Source organism: Variovorax sp. EL159 (assembly GCF_900100965.1).
Taxonomy (GTDB): Bacteria; Pseudomonadota; Gammaproteobacteria; order Burkholderiales; family Burkholderiaceae_C; genus Variovorax.
The window spans coordinates 517,414-536,798 of the sequence record NZ_FMUJ01000001.1 but is presented as its reverse complement, the minus strand read 5'-3'; the positions used below and the strand labels follow the sequence as shown (position 1 = coordinate 536,798).

The window sequence follows — 19,385 nt, the reverse complement described above, 5'->3', positions numbered from 1 at the left end:
GTCAGTTGCCGAGACGGGCCACCGTCTCGCGCCATTGACCCAGGTTGGCGTGGTCGGTCAGGTCGATCTGCAAGGGCGTCAGCGCGATATGGCCGGCCGCGGTGGCATGGAAGTCGGTGCCTTCGCCGCTGTCCTTGGCGCCGCCGGCGCCTGCGATCCAGTACATGGTCTCGCCCCGTGGGCTGTCCTGGGTGATCACTTTTTCTGCCGCATGGCGACGGCCGAGCCTGCAGACCTTGACAGGCTTCAACTCGTCGAACGGCCGGTTCGGCACGTTCACGTTGAGCAGGAACGCCGCGCCGCCGAGCATGCGCTCGCGCTCGATCTGCTGCACCAGTCGCCGCGCCACCTGTGCCGCGGCATCCACGTGCGCCCAGCCCTTTTCTATTTGAGAGAACGCGATGGCCGGAATGCCGAACAGGTAGGCTTCCATGGCTGCGCCGACCGTGCCTGAATAGATGGTGTCGTCGCCCATGTTGGCGCCGTTGTTGATGCCCGAGACCACCAGGTCAGGCCTGTAGTCGAGCAGGCCTTTCAGCGCGATGTGCACGCAATCGGCCGGCGTGCCGGTCACATAGCGAAAACCGTTGTGCGCTTCGCGCACGTAGAGCGGAGCGGCCAGCGTCAGTGCGTTCGACTTGGCGCTGTTGTTGTGCTCGGGTGCGACCACCTCGACATCGGCGATGTCCTTGAGCGCGTCATGCAGCGCGACGATGCCGGGCGCCTGAAAGCCATCGTCATTGGAAATAAGTATCTTCATGGTGCCTCTGGGTGCACCGGATTGTAGGCGTCGGGTGCGTCGCAGCAGGGACAAGGGCACCCTGCAGCGCCCCCTATCATCGCCCGCAGTCATTGCCTCAACATTACCCATCCGAAGGAGACCCGAGCATGCACGCATGGCTTTGCGAAAACCCCATTGGCGTCGACGCGCTGACCTGGAAGGAACTGCCGACCCCCACCCCGGGCCCAGGCCAGGTGCTGATCGAAATCAAGGCGGCCAGCCTGAACTTTCCCGATCTGCTGATCGTGCAGAACAAGTACCAGATGAAGCCGCCCCTGCCCTTCGTACCCGGATCGGAATATGCAGGCGTGGTGCAGGCCGTCGGTGAAGGCATCACGCACCTGAAGGTCGGGCAGAACGTGGCCTGCCTGTCGGGCACCGGTGGTTTCGGCACCCACACGCTCGCGCCCGCCGCGTTGTGCATGCCGCTGCCCGAAGGCTTCGGCCACGTTGACGCAGCCGCTTTCATCATGATTTATGCAACCTCCTGGCATGCACTGATGGATCGCGCACAGCTCAAGGCCGGAGAAACCGTGCTGGTGCTCGGCGCGGCCGGCGGCGTGGGCACTGCAGCCATCCAGATCGCCAAGGCTGCCGGCGCCAAGGTCATTGCGGCGGCGTCCACCGATGAGAAATGCGAGCTCTGCCGTTCCATTGGCGCCGACGCCACCATCAACTACACGACGCATGCATTGCCCAACGGTTTTCGCGACGCCATCAAGGCCGCTACCGATGGCAAGGGCCCGGATGTGATCTATGACCCCGTCGGCGGCGATTTCGCCGAACCGGCTTTTCGCTCCATCGGTTGGCGCGGCCGTTATTTGGTGGTGGGTTTTGCATCGGGCCCCATTCCGTCACTGCCATTGAATCTGACGCTGCTAAAAGGTGCGTCGCTGGTGGGCGTGTTCTGGGGCGATTTCGCCAAGCGCGAACCCAAGGCCAATGCGCAGATGATGGCCGAATTGGCGCAGTGGTACGGTCAGGGAAAGATCAAGCCGGTGATCGACAGCACGATGCCGATGGCGGAATTGAAAGCAGCGTATGCCCACATGGGCTCGCGCGGCGTCAAAGGAAAACTCGTCATGGTGAACTGAGCGCGCCGCACGTCGGCGCCCAATAAAAAAGCCCGCTCATGCGGGCTTTTTTATTGGGTACATACCCAGTTCCGATCGAGGCACTTACTTGATCTCGTAATCGGAAAGCGACTTGCCAGCCGCCAATGCTTCGGTCACCCAACGCGGCTTGCGGCCACGGCCACCCGACCAGGTTTCGCCCGTCGGGCCGCGGTATTTGGCCGCTGCCTTGGCCGGCGCGGCGCCTGCGCTGCGCTTGACGGCACCCACGCGACCTGCAAGTTTCAGATCGGAAGCAGTCAGACCGTATTCAGCAATCTTCTTGCGCAACTCTTCAATCACGCCCGCGCGTTCCTGGTTGCGCAGGTCTTCAGCCTGCTTGCGCAATTGCGCGATCTGCTCGTCGTGCTTCTTGATCTGGGAATTGATATCTGCGAGGGTCGAAGCCATTGTTGGACTCCAGAAATTGAAAACGGTCGGATTTTAATTCAATTTACATTTGCCACAAGCACGTCTCCGAGCGAAAAAATTGGCTGTTCATTGGGTTAATGCAACAGCACGCAACGTAAAGCGCACCGTTTTGGGCACTTATATACAGTCAAGAGGGGGAAGTGTGTAGCCCGCCGCCAGAGAAGCGGTAGCCAGAAATGACAACGCCGGGACAAGCCCGGCGGTGTAATCCTTTGAATGCTATTGAGCAATAGCGCAAAGGAGGTATTTTTTGGGGTGGCTGATGGGACTCGAACCCACGACGACCAGAATCACAATCTGGGACTCTACCAGCTGAGCTACAGCCACCGCAGAGCCTTCGAGTATAGCGTTAAAAATCGCAATTTTGACGATCCACATTCATCGCGAGGCTTGAAAGCGACATTTCTTCGGTCGGCAGCCCATCACCCTGGCGCGGCTACGCCATCCGGAACACGGCGCCGAGCACAAATCCTCGGTCGCACTGGCGATCTGCCCCATCGACACCGGCACCGATATGGCTCCGCTATCATGGCCGCGCCCCGCGCAGACGGGGCATGGCGCTTCGCCACTTCCACTTCACCAAAGGAATTTCTTCATGAGCATCGTCTGGACTATTCTGATCGGGTTCGTTGTGGGTCTGGTGGCGCGCGCCGTCAAGCCGGGCGACGACTCCGCAGGCTTCATCATGACCACCGTGATCGGCATCGCAGGCTCGCTGATCGTGACCTACATCGGCCAGTCGCTGGGCTGGTACACCGCCGGCCAGGGCGCAGGCTTCATCGCTTCCGTGCTGGGCGCGATCGTGCTGCTGATCCTCTACGGCCTGATCAAGAAAAAGAGCTGACAAACACCCTTCGGCCGCCCATCGTTCCGTTCGGGCGGCCGCAGCCTCTTGGACTGCATGCAATGCACGACATGAAGGCCCACGCTGCAAAGCAGAGAACCCGATGCCCCGCAAACCACGCGCCAAGCATCACGTCTACGTGGTCGAACTCGATGACCGTGTCTGGAACAACGGCCGCTTCAGGCGCGCCAACCCCGACTATCAACTCGGCAAGCCCTTCGTCTACGTGGGCATGACCGGGCTGGACCCCGACATCCGCTTCGACAAGCACAAGGCCGGCATCCAGGCCAACAGCTTCGTGCAGGAATTCGGCTTGCGATTGCTGCCCGCACTCTACGAACGCTACAACCCCATGCCCTATGAGGACGCGCGCTCGATGGAGGTCGAGCTCGGCATCATGCTGCGCAAGGCCGGCTATGGCGTCTGGCAGGCCTGAGCGGCAGCCTGCTGCTCACGAATAGGTGACCCAATCGCCATAAGCCGGACCGTCCAGGTGCGGCAAGGTGTTGTAGGTCACGAGCATGTGCCGCTTGGGCGTGAAAGCGAACTCCGTCACCGACGTATTGCGGATGCGCAGGTTGAGTTCGATCGTCGTCTCGGCACTCGTTCCCAGCACATGGCCAACCGCCGTGCTGATCGGACCACCACTCGACACCACCAGCACCTTGGCACCGTGATGCCGGTCGCGCACATGGTCAAGCGCAGTGGTCACGCCCGCCACGAAATCGACGTAGCTCGGCATGCCGACCGGCTGCTTCTTGCCCTGCATCCAGGCGCCCAGCCCGTCGCGCAGCAGGCGAAAGTGATGGCGGTACATCTCGGGCGAATCGGGCTTCTCGAGCTTGCCTTCGTGGACCGTGGCGATGACGGCTTCGCTGTCGTACTCGTTGAGGCCCGGCCATGGCAGCACATCGTCGCGCTCGAGGCCCAGGCCCTTGGCGATGCCTTCCCAGGTCTGGCGATGGCGCTTCAGGGTACCGGTGATGACGGCATCGAACTTCATGCCGCGCTCGCGCCAATATTCACCAAGGCGAACGGACTGCCTGTGCCCGAGCTCGCTCAGGTTGTCATAGTCGGCAGCACCGAAACTGGCCTGCCCGTGGCGCACGAGATAAAGGGTTCCCATGCCCGGGATTCTGGCAAGAAGCACAGGCGCCGCTTGTCCCTCGTGCGACCACCTCGATCGATGCCGCACGTAAAAAAGCCCGAGTCGTCGACTCGGGCTGTGGCATGCGGAAAGCCTTGTATCAGCGGCCTGGTGCGCCCGGCAGCGTGTCCGCTGGCTTGGGCACCAGGATCTCGGCCTTGAACCGGTCCTTCAGCATGTTGTAGTACGCGGCATCTTCGGCTGCCGCCACGGACTGGCCGACCTGCATGTTTTCTTGCTGCGCGACTTCAGGCGTCGGCGGCGTGCGCGGAACGACCTTGAGCACGCGCACCACGGCATAGCCTTGCGCGCCAAGGTCCACACCCACCAACACCGGCAGCTTGGCGGCGTCGGCACGCAGCGCGGCGTCGATCACCGGCAGCGGCTGGGACTGCACTTCGCGACGCGAGATCGTGATGGGCGCAGCGAAGGTTGCACCATCGGCCTTGGTTGTCCACGCTGCAAGCTTGGCTTCGCCGTCGGCCTTGGCCAGCACCGCCGCGCGCTCGTTGACGAGCTGCGCGCGAATCCGGTCCTTGACCTCGGCGAGCGGCACCGGATGCGCCGGCGTGTACTGGGTCACGCGGCCCGATGCGAGCTGGCTCGAGCCGACTTCGATCGCCTCGGTGTTCTGCTTGCGTTCGAGCGAGTCGGATGCAAACAGCGCACTCAGGAAATTGCGGCTGGCCAGCGGGCCGGTGGCACCGGGCGCGGGCGTGCGTGCAACATTGTTGGCCGTCTGGATCGTGAGCTTCAGCTTGTCAGCGGCAGGCTTCAGGCTGTCGGGCGTCTGGTAGACCGCGTCGGTAAAGATCTCGGCAGCCTTCGCGAATTCCTGCGTGGCCTGCTGGCCGCGGACTTCGTTCTCGATGGTGGCGCGCACCTGCTCGAAGGGCGGCACCACCGCCGGCTTGATGTCGGTCAGGTGAATGATGTGATAGCCGAATTCGGTTTCGACGATGCCGCTGATCTCACCCTTCTTGAGCGCGAACATCGCGTCTTCGAAAGGCTTGACCATCGCGCCGCGGGTGACGAAGTCGAGGTCGCCGCCCTTCTCCGCAGAACCCGGGTCCTGCGAATTCTTGCGTGCCACGTCGGCAAAAGTGTTCGGCGCCTTCTTCACTTCAGCCAGCAGCTCTTCGGCCTTGGCCTTCGCCTTTGCGCGATCGGCCGCGGACATGCTCGTCGGCGCGGTGATCAGGATGTGGCTCGCGCGGCGCTCTTCCTTGGAACCGAAGCGCGACGTGTTCTGCTCGTAGTAGGACTTGAGATCGGCCTCGCTCACGACGATGTTCTTTTTGGCCGCTTCCAGGTCCAGCACGAGGTACTCGATGTTGGCCTGCTCCGGGGCCTGGAACTGCGCCGTGTGGTCCTTGTAGTAGGTCTCGATGTCGGCGTCGCTCACCGTCACCTTCGACGCGAAACTGTCAGGGCTGAAGCGCGCCACCTGTATCTGCCGGGTGTCGTAGAAGGCATTGATCGTGGTCGCGGCCAGCGCCGGCGGCGTGAAGGTCGTGCCCGAAATGCCCAACAGCACCTGCTGTGTTGCCATGTCCGAGCGCACGGCAGCTTCGTACTGCTGGGGCGTGCGGCCCGTCACGCGCTGGAAGGTCTCGGTGTCGAAGCTGCCATCCGGCTTGCGAAACGCGGCCAGGCCTGGGTCCTGCGCGAAGATGCGCGTGAGGCGCTCTTCGGACACCGTCATGTTCGCCTTGGCGGCCGCAGCAGCCAGCACGCGGTCGCGCACCATGCGCTCCAGCGTCGCATAGCGCAGGGCATCGGATTCGAGCACTGTCGGATCGACATTCGGCGACTGCTGGCGGATGCGATCCGTCTCGATGCGGTGCTGCGCGTCCCACTCGGGCTTCGTGATGTCGTGGCCCTCGATGCGCGCCACTTTCTCGTCGCGACCGGAGCCCTGGTAGCGCTCGACACCGAAGAGCACGAACGAGGGAATGATCAGCAAGAACAAGAAAATCATGACGATCTTGTTGTACTTGCGGAAGAAATCAAACATGCTTGAACACTCTTTTTCGACGGATGTCGGGACGGCAATAAAAAAGGCGAACTGGTGTTCGCCTTTGCATCTGGTGGTGGTGGGTGCTGAGGGGCTCGAACCCCCGACCTACGCCTTGTAAGGGCGCCGCTCTACCAACTGAGCTAAGCACCCCACCGGGAATACTTTCCGAGTCTAACGCCTTAGTTCAGCGCGTCTTTCAGCGCCTTGCCGGGACGGAACTTCGGGATCTTGGCTGCCTTGATTTTAATCGCGTCGCCGGTGCGCGGATTCCGGCCGGTGCGGGCGGCACGTTTACCTACGGCGAAGGTACCGAAACCGACGAGCGAAACAGAGCCGCCCTTTTTGAGCGTGGTGCGAATGGCGCCAATGGTGGATTCGAGCGCGCGGGTCGCTGCAGCTTTGGAAATATCGGCGTTTTTTGCGATGTGCTCAATCAGTTCGGTCTTGTTCACAAGGGCCCCTTGTAGAAAAAAAGTTGGTCGGCTTCCGTCAGCTGCGACTTGGCCGCAAACGGTGCGACTCAAGAGCCTGGCAGGGCTGACGCCTCGGCAGCGCGCTGCCAGCGAGGATTACAACCACAGGTCTGCAGGGTGTCAATAAGACACGAGGCCTTGCAGACCGGCGGAGCGCGCGATTTTAGGGGCGTTTGGTGACGTACTTTTCAAAGCGCCTCGGCGATGGCCTTGCCGAGGTCGCTGGTGCTCGCCTTCCCACCGATATCCGGAGTGCGCGGTGCGCCGCTTTGGGGCGCGAGCACCTTCTCGATGGTCGAGAGGATGGCGTCATGCGCCTGCTTGTGGCCCAGAAACTCCAGCATCATCGCGCCGCACCAGATCTGCCCGATCGGGTTCGCGATGCCCTTTCCGGCGATGTCGGGCGCCGAGCCGTGCACCGGCTCGAACAGCGACGGCGCGGTGCGCTCGGGGTTGAGGTTGGCGCTCGGCGCGATGCCGATGGTGCCGGTGCAGGCCGGCCCGAGGTCGGACAGGATGTCGCCGAACAGGTTGCTCGCGACCACCACGTCGAAGAAGTCCGGCCGCTGCACGAAGTGCGCGGTGAGGATGTCGATGTGGAACTTGTCGAGCTTCACGCCCGGGTAGCTCTTGCCCATCTCGGCCACGCGCTCGTCCCAGTACGGCATGGTGATCGAGATGCCGTTCGACTTGGTGGCGCTGGTCAGGTGCTTCTTCGGCCGCGACTGTGCGAGCTCGAAGGCGAACTTGAGCACGCGGTCGACACCCACGCGGGACATCACCGTCTCTTGCACCACGATCTCGCGCGGCGTGCCTTCGTACATGCGACCGCCGATGCTCGAGTACTCGCCTTCGGTGTTCTCGCGCACGATGTACATGTCGATCTCGCCAGGCTCGCGCGGGCTGCCGTCGCGCCGCACCACAGGCGCGACGATGCCGGGCATCAGGCGCGCGGGGCGCAGGTTGATGTACTGGTCGAACTCGCGGCGGAACAGCAGCAGCGAGCCCCAGAGCGAGACGTGATCGGGAATTTTCTCGGGCCAGCCGACCGCACCGAAGAAGATGGCGTCGTGGCCGCCGATCTGCTCCTTCCAGTTGTCGGGCAGCATCTTGCCGTGCTTCTCGCAGTAGTCCCAGCTCGAGAAGTCGAAGTGGTCGAACTTCAGGTCGATGTTGAACTTGCTCGCCGCGGCCTCGAGCACGCGCAGGCCCTCGGGCATGGTTTCCTTGCCGATGCCGTCGCCGGCGATGACTGCAATTCTCTGGGTGCTCATGGTGTCGCTCCTGGGTGACCTGGGTGTGTGGGAGAAGAAGAAGAAGAAGAAGAAGAAAAGAACTCGAGCGCCTCGGCGAGCAGTTCGCCCGGGGCCTCCTCGGGAACATAGTGGCCGCATGGCAAGGCGCGGCCCGACACATCGTCGGCGCGCTCGCGCCACAGCGCCAGCACGTCGAAGGCCTTGCCCACCGCGCCGTGCTCGCCCCACAGCACGCGCAGTGGCTGTGTGAGCCGCTGGCCGGCGGCAATGTCGATGCGGTCGTACGCCAGGTCGATGGTGGCGGAGGCGCGGTAGTCCTCGCAGATGGATTCAGCCGTGCCCGCGATGGCGGCGCAGCGTTCGTACTCGGCCAACACCTCGGGCGCGAAAGGTGCCAGGCCCGCATGCCGCCCGCCCATCACGCTGCGCACGTAGCGCACCGGGTCCGAAGCGATCAGCGCCTCGGGCAACGGCGGCGGCTGGATCAGGAAGAACCAGTGCCAGTAGGCCTTGGCAAATGCCTCCGAGGTGTTCTCGTACATCGCAAGCGTGGGCGCGATGTCGAGCAGCAGCATCCGCTCGACGGCTTCGGGGTGGTCCGCCGCGAGCCGGTGCGCCACGCGCGCACCGCGGTCATGGGCCAGCACGCCGAAGCGCTCGAAGCCGTGGTGCCGCATCGCGGCGAGCACATCGAGCGCCATCTCGCGCTTGCTGTAGACGAGATGATCCGCATCGGCAGCCGGGCGGCCCGAGTCGCCATAGCCGCGCAGGTCCACCGCAACCACGGTGAAGCGCTCGGCCAGCGCCGGCGCCACGCGATGCCAGATGGCATGCGTTTGCGGATGCCCGTGCAACAGCAGCAAGGGAGCGCCACGACCGCCGATGCGACCGTGGATGCGCACGCCGTTGCGCTCGATGTCGAAGGCCGGAAAGGTGAGGAAGGAAGCAGTCACGCGGCGATTTTGCGTTGCGCCTTCGCGATCATCAAGCAACAATCAGCCAATTCATACTTTCCGATCTGGCATGAATTCTCCATCGATGGACCGCAGCGATCTGGCACTGGTGCTGGCCATTCGCGACCAGGGCAGCCTGGCCGGCGCAGCAGCCACGCTCGACGTGGTGCCTTCCGTCATCACCAAGCGGCTGGGTGCGCTCGAAGCGCGCCTGGGGCAGCGCCTGTTCGACCGCACCACGCGGCGGCTCAGCGTCACCGCCGAGGGAGAGGCGGTGTGCCTGCATGCCCGCACGCTGCTCGACGGCTTTGCCGCGCTCGAAAGCGAACTCGGCGAACGCCAGAACGCGCTGGTCGGCACGATCCGGCTGGCGGCCACCTTCGGCTTTGGCCGGCGCTGGCTCGGGCCGGCGCTCGCGGCGTTCCAGTCGCAGCACCCGGCCCTGCAGATCGCGCTGATGCTGACCGAGCAGCTTCCCGATCTCGGTGCCGAGGGCTACGACGGCGCACTCTGGCTCTGGGCCGTGCAGCAACGCAGCGCGGCCGATTGGGTCACGCGGCGCATCGCGCGCAACCAGCGCGTGCTGGCCGCCTCGCCCGACTACGTCGAACGCCGCGGCACGCCGGCCACGGTCGATGCACTGGCCTCTCACGATTGCCTGGTCGCACGCGAGAACGGCGATGCCAGCCAGCGCCAGTACGCGCTCTGGACGCTGCGCCATGCGCGCGACGGCAGCACGGCGCGCGTGCGTGTTCAAGGGCCGCTGAGCAGCAATTCAGGAGAGATGGTGCGCGACTGGTGCATGGCGGGCCACGGGATCATGCTGCGCAGCCTGTGGGACATCGCCCCGCAACTGGCCAACGGTGAACTGGTGCGCGTGCTGCCGCAATACGCCATGCCCGATGCCGACATCCACTGGGTCGCGCCCTGGCGCCCGAAGACGCCGCGCCGCGTGCGGCTGCTGGTCGATCACCTCGCGGAGCAGTTTCGCGGCGAACCCTGGAAGCCGGGCAAGGCCGGCACGCGCTGAAGACGGCGAGCGCGCTCAGCGCTCGCTGCGCACCACGAGGCTCACGCCGACAGCAGTCAGCGCGATGCCCAACAGTGTCATCAGCGTGATCGGCTCGGCGAACAACAGCCAGGCCATGACCGCCGTGCAGGGCGGCACAAGGTACAGCAAGCTCGTGACTGCGGTGGCCGTGCCGCGCTGGATCAGCATGTAGAGCAGCGAACTGCCGCCCAGCGACAGCGCCAGCACCGACCAGGCCATCGCGCCGCCCGAATGCAGGTTCCACTCGATGCCCTGCGTCTCCATGGCGGCGAAGGGCAAGGTGACGAGCAGCGCCGCCGCCATCTGCACCGCGCTGGCGCTGCGCACGTCGCAAGGCTCGACGAAGCGCTTCTGGTACAGCGTGCCCGCCGTGATCGAAAGGAGCGCCATCACCGCAAGCCCCATCGTCAGCGCACTGACCTCCGTGCCCTGCCCCAGCTTGCGCGACACCACGAGCACCAGCCCCGCGAAGCCCAGCGCCAGGCCGGCCCACTGCCGCTTCGAGATGCGCCCGCCATTGAAAGACAGCCAGACCGCCGTGAGCACCGGTTGCACGCCGACCAGCAGCGCCACGAGCCCGGCCCCCATGCCCGCGTGCACCGCAGCCCACACACCGCCCAGGTAGCCGGCCTGCATCAGGATGCCGGTGACGGCCAGATGCCCCCACTGCGCGCGCCGCGCCGGCCAGGCGACCCGCGCCAACGCGACCCACACGCCGAAGCAGACGAGCGACAGCGCATAGCGAACAGCGAGGAACTTGAGGGGCGGCGCATACGGCATGCCATAGCGCGCAACGATGAAACCGGTGCTCCAGATCAGCACGAAGACGCCGGGCATCGCCCGCAACCAGCCCGCGTTGCGAGCCGACGCCGCCACGGTCATTTGGTCCGGGCCCGGATCTCGGGAATGGCCTTCTGCAGGTAATAGACCATCGACCAGATCGTCAGCACGGCCGAGATCCAGATCAGCCACTGGCCCCAGAGCCCGGTGTCGATGACCTTGAAGAGGCGCCCGTCATAGAGCAGGAAGGGAATGGCGATCATCTGCACGGTCGTCTTGACCTTGCCGATCATGTGCACCGCCACGCTCTTGCTGGCACCGATTTGCGCCATCCATTCGCGCAGCGCCGAGATGGCGATCTCGCGGCCGATGATGATCAGCGCCACGAACACGTCGGCCCGGTTCAAATGCACCAGCACCAGCAGCGAGGCGCACACCAGGAACTTGTCGGCCACCGGATCGAGGAAGGCGCCGAAGGCCGAGGTCTGATTGAGCTTGCGTGCCAGGAAGCCGTCGAGCCAGTCGGTCGCGGCGAAGACGATGAACATGACCGTGGCGATCAGGTTGCGCATCGGCTCGGCCATCGGCAGGTAGAACACGCCGACGATCAAAGGGATCGCGACGATGCGCGTCCAGGTCATGATGGTCGGTAGGGTCCAGAACATCGCTTGATTGTGTCACGGCGGGAGTACCCCCCAGGCGTGCTCGTTTCGAGCAGCCATCGGGTTCCCCTCAGTGCAATGCCTTGTAGATTTCTTCCGCCAGATCGGTGGCGATGCCTTCGACCGATGCAATGTCTTCCACGCTCGCCGCGGCCACGCCGCGAATCCCGCCGAAGCGTTGAAGCAGCCGCGCCCGGCGCTTCGGCCCGATGCCCGGAATGTCTTCGAGCTGGCTGCCGCCCACGCGCACCTTGGCGCGCTTGGCGCGCATGCCGGTGATCGCGAAACGGTGCGCCTCGTCGCGGATCTGCGCGACCAGCATCAGTGCGGCCGAGTCCTTGCCCAGGTAGACCTTCTCGCGGCCATCGGCAAACACCAGTTCTTCGAGCCCGACCTTGCGGCCCTCGCCTTTTTCGACACCGACGATGAGCGACAGCGACAGGCCCAGCTCGCTGAACACCTCGCGCGCCATCGACACCTGCCCCTTGCCGCCGTCCACCAGCACCAGATCGGGCATGCGCGCGGCCTTGGTCTTGGGGGGCGCGTCGCTGCCTGCCCCTTCGGCATCGCCCGCGGGCGGCGCGTCGGTCTCGGCGGCCATGACTTCGGCCAGCTTGCCGTAGCGGCGCAGCAGCACCTGGCGCATGGCGGCGTAGTCGTCGCCGGGCGTGATGCCGTCGATGTTGTAGCGGCGGTACTCACGGTTCTGCATCGCGTGGTGCTCGAACACCACGCACGAAGCCTGGGTCGCCTCACCGGCCGTGTGCGAGATGTCGAAGCATTCGATGCGGAAGTTGTCGAGGTCGTCGGGTGCCAGCTCGAGCGCATCGGCCAGCGCGCGGGTGCGCGCCTGCTGCGAGCCTTCTTCGGCCAGCAGGCGGGCCAGTTGCAGGGCGGCGTTCGTCTCGGCCATCTCGAGCCAGTGGCGGCGCTGCTCACGAGGCTGGAACACGGCCGTCACACGCGAGCCGGCCTGCAGCGAAATGGCCTCGACCAGCTCGCGGCTCACCTGATGGCTCAGCACCAGCGTGGATGGCACCGGCACGTCGATGTAGTGCTGGGCGATGAAGGCTTCGAGCACCTGCACCTCGATCGGATCAGCCGCAGCGGGGCTGGCGCCCTCTTCTCCTTCGTCGTCCAGCTCTCCGTGATGGATCTGCGCCGCGTCGTCCACGTGCACGGGGAAGTACGGCCGGTCGCCCAGGTGCCGTCCGCCGCGCACCATCGCCAGGTTCACGCAGGCCTTGCCGCCCTGCACCTTGACCGCGAGGATGTCGACGTCTTTATCGGACGCGATCTCGATCGACTGCTGATGCAGCACGCGCGAGATGGCCGACATCTGGTTGCGCAACTCGGCCGCCTGCTCGAACTCGAGCTTCTCGGCGTGCGTGGTCATGCGCTGCTCGAGCTTCGAGAGCACGAGTTGCGTGTCGCCCATCAGGAAGGCTTCGGCGCTGGCCACGTCCTGCGCGTAGGCCTCGGGCTCGATGTAGCCGACGCAGGGCCCGCTGCAGCGCTTGATCTGATAGAGCAGGCAGGGCCGCGTGCGGTTGGCATACACCGTGTCCTCGCAGGTGCGCAGGCGAAACACCTTCTGCAACAGCAGGATCGACTCCTTGACGGCCCACGCGCTGGGGTACGGCCCGAAGTAGCGGTGCTTCTTGTCGACCGCGCCACGGTAGTAGGCCAGCCGCGGAAACGCGTGCGAGGCGATCTTCAGGTAGGGGTAGCTCTTGTCGTCGCGAAACAGGATGTTGTAGCGCGGCTTGAGCGTCTTGATCAGGTTGTTCTCGAGCAGCAGCGCCTCGGCCTCGGAGCGCACCACGGTGGTCTCCATGCGCACGATCTTCGAGATCATGTGGCCGATGCGGGTGCCTCCGTGGTTCTTCTGGAAGTAGTTGGCGACCCGCTTCTTGAGGTTGCGCGCCTTGCCCACGTAGAGCACCGCGCCGGCCGCGTCGAAATAACGGTAGACGCCCGGCAGCTGCGGCAGGGCCGCGACTTCGCTGAGCAGTTGATCGGAATGCACGTCTGACATGGCGGCTATTGTGGCGCGCGACGCAGGACCCGGCCGCGACCCCAGCGCAAACCCCGACAGAGGGTGGAACGAAAAATGCTGAAGATGGCAACGGGCGCGAGGAGCGCCCGTTGTCTTTCAAATACAGCCATTCGGGAAAAATCTCCATGAAGAAAAACTCCGCACGCGTGTGGTGGGCGTTGACGCCCCTCGCGCTCTCGTTGACCGTGGCCGGCTGCGGCGGCGGTGCCAACACCAACGCGCAGGACACCGCGGCGCTGTTCGCGACCGTTGCCGCGATCAACGCGGCCAACCAGCCCGCACCACCGGCGCCACCGGTCGCCGACAACGGCTGCCAGATACCGACCACCAGTTCGTCGGTGGTCGTCGGCTCGGGCGACCCGGGCGATCCGGCCGCACCGGAGCCTGCATCGGGCTACGTGCCGGGCCACAAGCTGGTCTACGCCAAGAACTACATGGTGGTGGCCAACCACCCGCTGGCCACGCGCGCCGGCTGCGATGTGCTCAAGGCCGGCGGCAGCGCGGTCGACGCGGCGGTAGCGGTGCAGGCCGTGCTCGGTCTGGTCGAGCCGCAGTCGAGCGGCCTGGGCGGCGGCGCCTTCATGCTCTATTACGACGCCGCGACCAAGAAGGTGCAGGCCTATGACGGCCGCGAGACCGCGCCCGCCGCGGCCACCGAGAACTACCTGCTCTACGTGGACGATGTCAGCGACAAGACGGCCCCGAAGCCGACGTCGATGCTGCGGGCCAGCGGCCGCTCCATCGGCACGCCGGGCGCGGTGCGCATGCTCGACCTGGCCTACCAAGACCACGGCAAGCTGCCCTGGAAAGACCTGTTCGGCTACGGCATCACGCTCGCCTCCGACGGCTTCCTGATCGGCGGCCGCATGGCAACCGCCATTGCCACCTCCAAGACCGACCTGATGCGCGACGCCGAAGCCACGGCCTATTTCTTCAACGCCGACGGCACGCCCAAGGCGCTGGGCACCCGGCTCAAGAACCCGGCCTACGCCAAGACGCTGAACACCATCGCCACCCAGGGCGCCGACGCTTTCTACACGGGCGACATCGCCAAGAGCATCGTCGACAAGATCGGTGTCAGCACGGCCGTCGACGGCTCGGCCATCACCCCCGGCAAGACCACGCTGGCCGACATGGCCAACTACAGGGCCAAGCGCCGCGACCCGGTGTGCGGCACCTACCGCGACTACTACGTGTGCAGCATGTCGCCGCCGTCTTCGGGCGGCATCGCGGTGGTGGCGACCCTTGGCATCCTGGAGACCTTCAACCTGGGCCTGTACAAGCCGACCGCCATCGACCTCGAAGGCGGCAAGCCGACCGTGATGGGCGTGCACCTGGTGAGCGAGGCCGAGCGCCTGGCCTACGCCGACCGCGACAAGTACGTGGCCGACACCGACTTCATTCCGCTGCCCGGCGGCAGCCCCGACTCGCTGATCAACAAGCGCTACCTGCAAGGCCGCGCCAGCCTCATCAGCCTGACGAAGAGCATGGGCCTGGCCACAGCCGGCGACCTGGGCGCCGTGCCGCTGGGCATCGACAAGACCGAAGAGCACGGCACCACGCACTTCACCATCGTCGACAAGCAGGGCAACGTGGTCGTGATGACGACCACGGTGGAGAGCACACTGGGCTCGTTCCACATGACGCAAGGCTTCGTGCTCAATAACCAACTGACCGATTTCGCGGCCAACCCGAACGACACCACGGTGACCCCGAACGTGAAGTTCGCCAACCGCGTGGCCCCGGGCAAGCGCCCGCGCAGCACGATGGCGCCGACGCTGGTGTTCAAGAAGAACACCGACGGCAGCATGGGCGAGTTCGTGATGGGCACGGGCTCGCCGGGTGGCGGCACGATCATCCAGTACGTGGTGAAGACGCTGGTCGGCGCGCTCGACTGGGGCCTGGATGCCCAGCAAGCCACGTCGCTGGTCGACTTCGGCGCGACCAACAGCAAGCCGACGCCCACCGCCACCGCCTCGCTGACCAACGTGGGCGGTGAACATCCGAGCATCGATGCGACCAACGGGGGCAACAACGATCCGCTGATCACAGGGCTGCGCGCGATGGGTCACACGGTGAACTTCGGGGCGCAGTCCAGCGGCGTGAGCACCGTCATCCGTACCAACGTCGGCGGCAAGCCGGTGTTGACCGGCGGCGCGGACCCGCGCCGTGAAGGCATCGTGCTGGGCGACAGCTTCACGCCTTGAGGTGAGATGAATCCACGGGGCCGGTGACGGCCCCGCTTCTCTCCTTCAGTGCTGCGCGAGCACCTCGGCGGCCGGGCCGACAAAAGCCCGGATCCGCCGGCTCACGCCCTCGGCCTCTTCGTGCAGCACCCAGTGCCCGGCACCTTCGATGCGTTGCAGCTCACCCTGCTCGCACAGGTCGATGCTGGGCTGGGCCATCTCCAGGCCCAGCGCCTGGTCCTGTACGCCCCAGAGCAGCAACGTGGGCATCGGCACGCGCCCATCGATGCGAATGCGCGGACGGTCGCGCATCAGCGCGCAGTACCAGTTGAGCATCGCGGTCAGCGCGCCCGGCCTTGCCCAGGCCTCGCGGTACAGCGCCAGCTCCGCATCGGAAAAAGCGCCGGGCCGGCTGCTCTGCGTCAGCACCTTGCCGAGCCCGCGAAAGTTGTTGCGGCTCAACAGCCGCTCGGGCAGGCGCGGGATGCGAAAGAAGTGCATGTACCAGCTGCGCAGGCGCTGCCGTCCGGTCGCCATGTGCGCGAGCATCACGGCCGGCTGCGGCGCGTTGACGATCACCAGCCGGCTCACCAGCGCCGGTTCGCGCGCGGCCACGCGCCAGGCCACGACGCCGCCCCAGTCGTGGCCCATCAGCGTCACGGCCTCGCGGCCGGTGCTGCGGATCAGCGCGCAGATGTCGTCCACCAGCGTTTCGAGTCCATAGGCCTCGATGCCCGCGGGCTTGTCGCTTTCCCCGTAGCCGCGCTGGTCGGGCACCCATACGCGGTAGCCGGCGGCAGCCAGCGCGCCGATCTGGCTGGCCCAGCCGCGCCAGAACTCGGGGAACCCGTGCAGCAGCAAGGCCACCGGCCCGTCGACCGGGCCGGCCTGCACCACATGGAGACGGATGCCGTTGACCTGGACGAAATGATGTTCGCAGGCGTCGCCCATGCGCGCGCTTACTTGGCCAACTCCGACACCAGCCGATAGAGGAACTCGCGGCCGTCGTACAGGCGCTGGATCTCGATGCGCTCGTCGAGGCCGTGGGCACGCGCATCGGCCGGCTCGAGGAACATGCCGGTCACGCCGTACATCGGAATGCCGGCATTGCGCAGGAAGCGGCTGTCGGTCGCGCCGGTGCTCATGGCCGGCACCACCGGCACGCCGGGCCACATCTGCTGCGTGAGCGACTCCACCGTCTTCACGAGATCGCCGTTCAGCGGCGACGCCGGGCTGCGCAGCGGACGGCCCACATTGCGCACCACGATCTTGTCGTTGCCGATCGCCTGGGTCAGCAGGCGCTCGACCTCGTCCGGATCGTCGTGCGGCAGGATGCGGCAGTTGACCGTGGCCTTGGCCGACTGCGGCAGCGCGTTCTCGGCATGGCCGGCCTGCACCATCGTCGCCACGCAGGTGGTGCGGAACTGTGCGTTGTAGGCCGGGTTGGCCGACATGCGCTCGATCACCGAGGGGTCGGGGTTGCCGGTGCCGATGGCGCGCATGTCGTCGGCCAGCTGGCCGGTGGCAAAGGGCGCACTGCGCGCGAAGTAGGTCTTCGTGACGTCGGCCAGCTTGACCGGGAAGGCGTAGTTGCCCAGCCGCTCCAGCCCGGCCGATAACGCATAGATCGGGTTGCTCTTGGTCGGCACCGAGCTGTGGCCGCCCACGTCGCGCGCCTCGAGCATGTAGGTCGTGTACATCTTCTCGGCCACCTGCATGCGGTGCAGGTTCGGCTTGCCGGCGCGCAGCTCGCCACCGCCGCCTTCGTTGATGCCGAACTCGGCCTGCAGCAGCTCGGGCTTGTTGCTGATGAGCCAGAAGGCACCGTTGCTGAGCGCATCGCCACGCTCTTCGTCGGCGGTCAGCGCCAGGATGATGTCGCGCTTGGGCTTGAAGCCCTCCTGCTTGAGCTGCCCCACCACCGAGACCAGCGCCGAAGCCATCGCCTTGTCGTCGATGGAGCCGCGCGCCGTGAAATAGCCGCCGGTTTCCTGCAGCTTGAAGGGGTCGGTCTTCCAGTCTTCGCGGCGGGCCTCGACCACGTCGATGTGGGCCAGCAGGAGCAGCGGCTTCTTGCTGCCGTCGCCCTTGAAGCGCAGCACGAGGTTGCCCTTCTTGGGGAAGGGTTCGAAGATCTGGATGTCGCCGGGTGCAAAGCCCGCTTCGATCAGGCGTTTTTCCATGGCGCGCGCGGCCACGGTGTTGTCGCCCACCGAATGGGTGGTGTTGATCTCGACCAGTTCCTTGTAGATGTCGTGAAAGCGCTGCTGCTGCGGCGTCAGCGACGGGGGCGGTGTCTGTTGGGCCAACGCACCGGTCGTGCCGGCCATGCCGCCAAGGGCCAGCGACAGGGCGAGCACGGTTCTCGCGGAACGAAAGGAAAACGGCGAACGACGGCGGGTCTGCATCCTCATGGTCTCTCTCTCCGGTGGTGGTTGTGCCGTCCAGCATAGCAAGCGCCATGGCCTTGGGGGCGCGGAAGACGGGCACACTCGCGGCCATGCAATGGGACATCTTCTGTAAGGTGATCGACAACCACGGCGACCTCGGCGTCTGCTGGCGGCTGGCCAGCCAGCTGGCCACGGCCGGCGAGCGTGTGCGCCTCTGGATCGACGACGCGAGCGCGCTGGGCTGGATGGCGCCTTCGAGCCAGAGCGGGGTGCGCGTGATCGACTGGCTCGACGCCGCCGCCGTGCAGAACGCCGCTGCAGAGCCCGCGCCCGATGTGCTGATCGAGGCCTTCGGCTGCGAACCGGCGCCGGAACTGATCGCCACCTTCGCCGAAGCCTCGGCCAACGGCGGACCACGACGGGCCTGGATCAACCTCGAATACCTGTCGGCCGAGCCCTATGTCGAGCGCCTGCACGGGCTGCCCTCGCCGGTCTTCAAGGGGCCGGGCGCCGGGCTGACCAAGCGGTTTTTCTACCCCGGCTTCACGCCGGCCACCGGTGGCCTTCTGCGGGAGCCCGACCTGATGGAACGGCGGGCACGCTTCGATCGCAGGCAGTGGCTGCAAGAGCAGCAGATTCCCTGGCGGGACGGCGAGCGGCTCATTTCGCTCTTCTGCTATGAACCCACCGCGCTGGCGGCGCTGCTCGGGCAGCTCGCGGCCGATCCGGTGCCGACGCGGCTGCTGGTGACCGCAGGCCGGGCAGCGCGGGCCGTTCAAGCCTGCATTTCGAGCCAGAACGGGCTGGTGCCCTCGTCTGGTGGACGAAATGCGCTATCAATTTCATACCTCCCCTACCTCACCCAGCCGGATTTCGACCACCTGCTCTGGGCCTGCGACCTGAATTTCGTACGTGGCGAAGACTCCCTGGTGCGCGCCCTCTGGGCCGGCGCGCCGCTGGTCTGGCAGATCTACCCGCAGGATGACGACGCGCACCACGTCAAGCTCGAAGCCTGGCTCGACTGGCTCGGCGCCCCGCCCTCGCTGCGGCTTTTTCACCACGCCTGGAACGGCTTCGGCGACGCCCCCCTGCCTGCGCTCGAAACACACGGCCCATGGCGCGAAACCGCCCTGGCCGCCCGCACGCGATTGCTCGCGCAAGACGATCTGCTTGCGCAACTGCGGCATCTGGTCGCCGGAAAAAGCTAAAATAGCGGGCTTTGCGGATTTCGGCCCGGGT

At 65.6% G+C, this 19,385-nt stretch carries 18 protein-coding genes and 2 tRNA genes; 6 read left to right on the top strand and 14 right to left on the bottom strand.

The features are described 5' to 3' along the window. Nucleotide 1 precedes the first annotated feature (1 nt). Nucleotides 2-760, bottom strand: a complete 759-nt coding sequence (surE, locus tag BLQ28_RS02540; RefSeq protein WP_093236981.1) for a 5'/3'-nucleotidase SurE — start codon at nucleotides 758-760, stop codon at nucleotides 2-4. Between the two features lie 128 nt (nucleotides 761-888). On the opposite strand from surE, the gene BLQ28_RS02535 reads away from it, so the two are divergent. Further along, on the top strand, nucleotides 889-1,875 hold the full coding sequence (locus BLQ28_RS02535) for an NADPH:quinone oxidoreductase family protein (RefSeq protein WP_093236980.1): 987 nt from the start codon (nucleotides 889-891) through the stop codon (nucleotides 1,873-1,875). Between the two features lie 84 nt (nucleotides 1,876-1,959). Here BLQ28_RS02535 and BLQ28_RS02530 read toward each other — a convergent pair whose 3' ends face one another. Together BLQ28_RS02530 and BLQ28_RS02525 are read right to left on the bottom strand one after the other, a co-directional pair. Beyond that, nucleotides 1,960-2,304, bottom strand: coding sequence for an H-NS histone family protein (locus tag BLQ28_RS02530; protein ID WP_093236979.1), 345 nt, complete (start codon nucleotides 2,302-2,304; stop codon nucleotides 1,960-1,962). Nucleotides 2,305-2,576: 272 nt separating this feature from the next. Next, nucleotides 2,577-2,652, bottom strand: a tRNA-His gene (locus BLQ28_RS02525). Nucleotides 2,653-2,920: 268 nt separating this feature from the next. Between BLQ28_RS02525 and BLQ28_RS02520 the strand changes: the two genes are divergently transcribed. Together BLQ28_RS02520 and BLQ28_RS02515 are read left to right on the top strand one after the other, a co-directional pair. Beyond that, nucleotides 2,921-3,169 (top strand): GlsB/YeaQ/YmgE family stress response membrane protein, encoded by a 249-nt coding sequence (locus BLQ28_RS02520; protein ID WP_093236978.1) that lies wholly within the window; start codon nucleotides 2,921-2,923, stop codon nucleotides 3,167-3,169. A 103-nt stretch (nucleotides 3,170-3,272) separates the two neighbouring features. Next, nucleotides 3,273-3,605, top strand: a complete 333-nt coding sequence (locus BLQ28_RS02515; protein ID WP_093236977.1) for a hypothetical protein — start codon at nucleotides 3,273-3,275, stop codon at nucleotides 3,603-3,605. A gap of 15 nt (nucleotides 3,606-3,620) precedes the next feature. Here the strand turns inward: BLQ28_RS02515 and BLQ28_RS02510 are convergent, their stop codons facing one another. The 6 genes from BLQ28_RS02510 to BLQ28_RS02485 all read right to left on the bottom strand — a co-directional run bounded on the left by BLQ28_RS02510 (nucleotide 3,621) and on the right by BLQ28_RS02485 (nucleotide 9,018). Beyond that, nucleotides 3,621-4,295, bottom strand: coding sequence for a histidine phosphatase family protein (locus tag BLQ28_RS02510; protein ID WP_093236976.1), 675 nt, complete (start codon nucleotides 4,293-4,295; stop codon nucleotides 3,621-3,623). Nucleotides 4,296-4,416: 121 nt separating this feature from the next. Continuing rightward, the gene (locus tag BLQ28_RS02505) at nucleotides 4,417-6,333 is read right to left on the bottom strand and encodes a SurA N-terminal domain-containing protein (RefSeq protein WP_093236975.1); all 1,917 of its coding nucleotides are present in this window, start codon (nucleotides 6,331-6,333) and stop codon (nucleotides 4,417-4,419) included. 77 nt (nucleotides 6,334-6,410) lie between these two features. After that, nucleotides 6,411-6,486: transfer RNA gene (locus BLQ28_RS02500), tRNA-Val, on the bottom strand. A gap of 29 nt (nucleotides 6,487-6,515) precedes the next feature. Then, a complete protein-coding gene (locus tag BLQ28_RS02495; protein WP_007830705.1) occupies nucleotides 6,516-6,788 on the bottom strand; it encodes an HU family DNA-binding protein in 273 nt (90 codons plus the stop codon). Between the two features lie 209 nt (nucleotides 6,789-6,997). After that, nucleotides 6,998-8,083 (bottom strand): tartrate dehydrogenase, encoded by a 1,086-nt coding sequence (locus tag BLQ28_RS02490; protein WP_093236974.1) that lies wholly within the window; start codon nucleotides 8,081-8,083, stop codon nucleotides 6,998-7,000. Beyond that, entirely contained in the window at nucleotides 8,080-9,018 is a 939-nt protein-coding gene (locus tag BLQ28_RS02485; RefSeq protein ID WP_093236973.1) for an alpha/beta fold hydrolase, read from the bottom strand. Before BLQ28_RS02485 ends, BLQ28_RS02490 begins: the two co-directional genes overlap by 4 nt. A 70-nt stretch (nucleotides 9,019-9,088) precedes the next feature. Here BLQ28_RS02485 and BLQ28_RS02480 point away from each other — a divergent pair, with 70 nt between their 5' ends. Then, the gene (locus BLQ28_RS02480; RefSeq protein WP_093236972.1) at nucleotides 9,089-10,048 is read left to right on the top strand and encodes a LysR family transcriptional regulator; all 960 of its coding nucleotides are present in this window, start codon (nucleotides 9,089-9,091) and stop codon (nucleotides 10,046-10,048) included. A gap of 15 nt (nucleotides 10,049-10,063) precedes the next feature. Here the strand turns inward: BLQ28_RS02480 and BLQ28_RS02475 are convergent, their stop codons facing one another. The 3 genes from BLQ28_RS02475 to uvrC form a co-directional block, all read right to left on the bottom strand. Continuing rightward, nucleotides 10,064-10,951, bottom strand: a complete 888-nt coding sequence (locus tag BLQ28_RS02475; RefSeq protein ID WP_093236971.1) for a DMT family transporter — start codon at nucleotides 10,949-10,951, stop codon at nucleotides 10,064-10,066. Continuing rightward, nucleotides 10,948-11,514, bottom strand: coding sequence for a CDP-diacylglycerol--glycerol-3-phosphate 3-phosphatidyltransferase (pgsA, locus tag BLQ28_RS02470; protein ID WP_093236970.1), 567 nt, complete (start codon nucleotides 11,512-11,514; stop codon nucleotides 10,948-10,950). Before pgsA ends, BLQ28_RS02475 begins: the two co-directional genes overlap by 4 nt. Nucleotides 11,515-11,581: 67 nt before the next feature. Then, nucleotides 11,582-13,549 carry an excinuclease ABC subunit UvrC gene (gene uvrC, locus BLQ28_RS02465; RefSeq protein WP_093236969.1) on the bottom strand — a complete coding sequence of 656 codons (1,968 nt, stop codon included), beginning with the start codon at nucleotides 13,547-13,549 and terminating at the stop codon, nucleotides 11,582-11,584. 146 nt (nucleotides 13,550-13,695) lie between these two features. On the opposite strand from uvrC, the gene ggt reads away from it, so the two are divergent. Continuing rightward, entirely contained in the window at nucleotides 13,696-15,777 is a 2,082-nt protein-coding gene (gene ggt, locus BLQ28_RS02460) for a gamma-glutamyltransferase (protein ID WP_176800992.1), read from the top strand. Nucleotides 15,778-15,822: 45 nt separating this feature from the next. On the opposite strand, the gene BLQ28_RS02455 is transcribed toward ggt, so the two are convergent. After that, nucleotides 15,823-16,707 (bottom strand): alpha/beta fold hydrolase, encoded by an 885-nt coding sequence (locus BLQ28_RS02455; RefSeq protein ID WP_093236968.1) that lies wholly within the window; start codon nucleotides 16,705-16,707, stop codon nucleotides 15,823-15,825. An 8-nt stretch (nucleotides 16,708-16,715) separates the two neighbouring features. Then, nucleotides 16,716-18,170, bottom strand: coding sequence for a M20/M25/M40 family metallo-hydrolase (locus BLQ28_RS02450; RefSeq protein ID WP_093236967.1), 1,455 nt, complete (start codon nucleotides 18,168-18,170; stop codon nucleotides 16,716-16,718). Between the two features lie 86 nt (nucleotides 18,171-18,256). On the opposite strand from BLQ28_RS02450, the gene earP reads away from it, so the two are divergent. Beyond that, the gene (earP, locus tag BLQ28_RS02445; RefSeq protein WP_176800991.1) at nucleotides 18,257-19,354 is read left to right on the top strand and encodes an elongation factor P maturation arginine rhamnosyltransferase EarP; all 1,098 of its coding nucleotides are present in this window, start codon (nucleotides 18,257-18,259) and stop codon (nucleotides 19,352-19,354) included. The last annotated feature ends 31 nt before the right edge of the window (nucleotides 19,355-19,385 follow it).

Excerpts from the sequence above, each read along its gene's own strand:
- surE (WP_093236981.1), bottom strand. The coding sequence starts at position 760 with ATGAAGATACTTATTTCCAATGACGATGGCTTTCAGGCGCCCGGCATC.
- BLQ28_RS02535 (WP_093236980.1), top strand. The coding sequence starts at position 889 with ATGCACGCATGGCTTTGCGAAAACCCCATTGGCGTCGACGCGCTGACC.
- BLQ28_RS02530 (WP_093236979.1), bottom strand. The coding sequence starts at position 2,304 with ATGGCTTCGACCCTCGCAGATATCAATTCCCAGATCAAGAAGCACGAC.
- BLQ28_RS02520 (WP_093236978.1), top strand. The coding sequence starts at position 2,921 with ATGAGCATCGTCTGGACTATTCTGATCGGGTTCGTTGTGGGTCTGGTG.
- BLQ28_RS02515 (WP_093236977.1), top strand. The coding sequence starts at position 3,273 with ATGCCCCGCAAACCACGCGCCAAGCATCACGTCTACGTGGTCGAACTC.
- BLQ28_RS02510 (WP_093236976.1), bottom strand. The coding sequence starts at position 4,295 with ATGGGAACCCTTTATCTCGTGCGCCACGGGCAGGCCAGTTTCGGTGCT.
- BLQ28_RS02505 (WP_093236975.1), bottom strand. The coding sequence starts at position 6,333 with ATGTTTGATTTCTTCCGCAAGTACAACAAGATCGTCATGATTTTCTTG.
- BLQ28_RS02490 (WP_093236974.1), bottom strand. The coding sequence starts at position 8,083 with ATGAGCACCCAGAGAATTGCAGTCATCGCCGGCGACGGCATCGGCAAG.
- BLQ28_RS02480 (WP_093236972.1), top strand. The coding sequence starts at position 9,089 with ATGAATTCTCCATCGATGGACCGCAGCGATCTGGCACTGGTGCTGGCC.
- BLQ28_RS02475 (WP_093236971.1), bottom strand. The coding sequence starts at position 10,951 with ATGACCGTGGCGGCGTCGGCTCGCAACGCGGGCTGGTTGCGGGCGATG.
- pgsA (WP_093236970.1), bottom strand. The coding sequence starts at position 11,514 with ATGTTCTGGACCCTACCGACCATCATGACCTGGACGCGCATCGTCGCG.
- uvrC (WP_093236969.1), bottom strand. The coding sequence starts at position 13,549 with ATGTCAGACGTGCATTCCGATCAACTGCTCAGCGAAGTCGCGGCCCTG.
- ggt (WP_176800992.1), top strand. The coding sequence starts at position 13,696 with ATGAAGAAAAACTCCGCACGCGTGTGGTGGGCGTTGACGCCCCTCGCG.
- BLQ28_RS02455 (WP_093236968.1), bottom strand. The coding sequence starts at position 16,707 with ATGGGCGACGCCTGCGAACATCATTTCGTCCAGGTCAACGGCATCCGT.
- BLQ28_RS02450 (WP_093236967.1), bottom strand. The coding sequence starts at position 18,170 with ATGAGGATGCAGACCCGCCGTCGTTCGCCGTTTTCCTTTCGTTCCGCG.
- earP (WP_176800991.1), top strand. The coding sequence starts at position 18,257 with ATGCAATGGGACATCTTCTGTAAGGTGATCGACAACCACGGCGACCTC.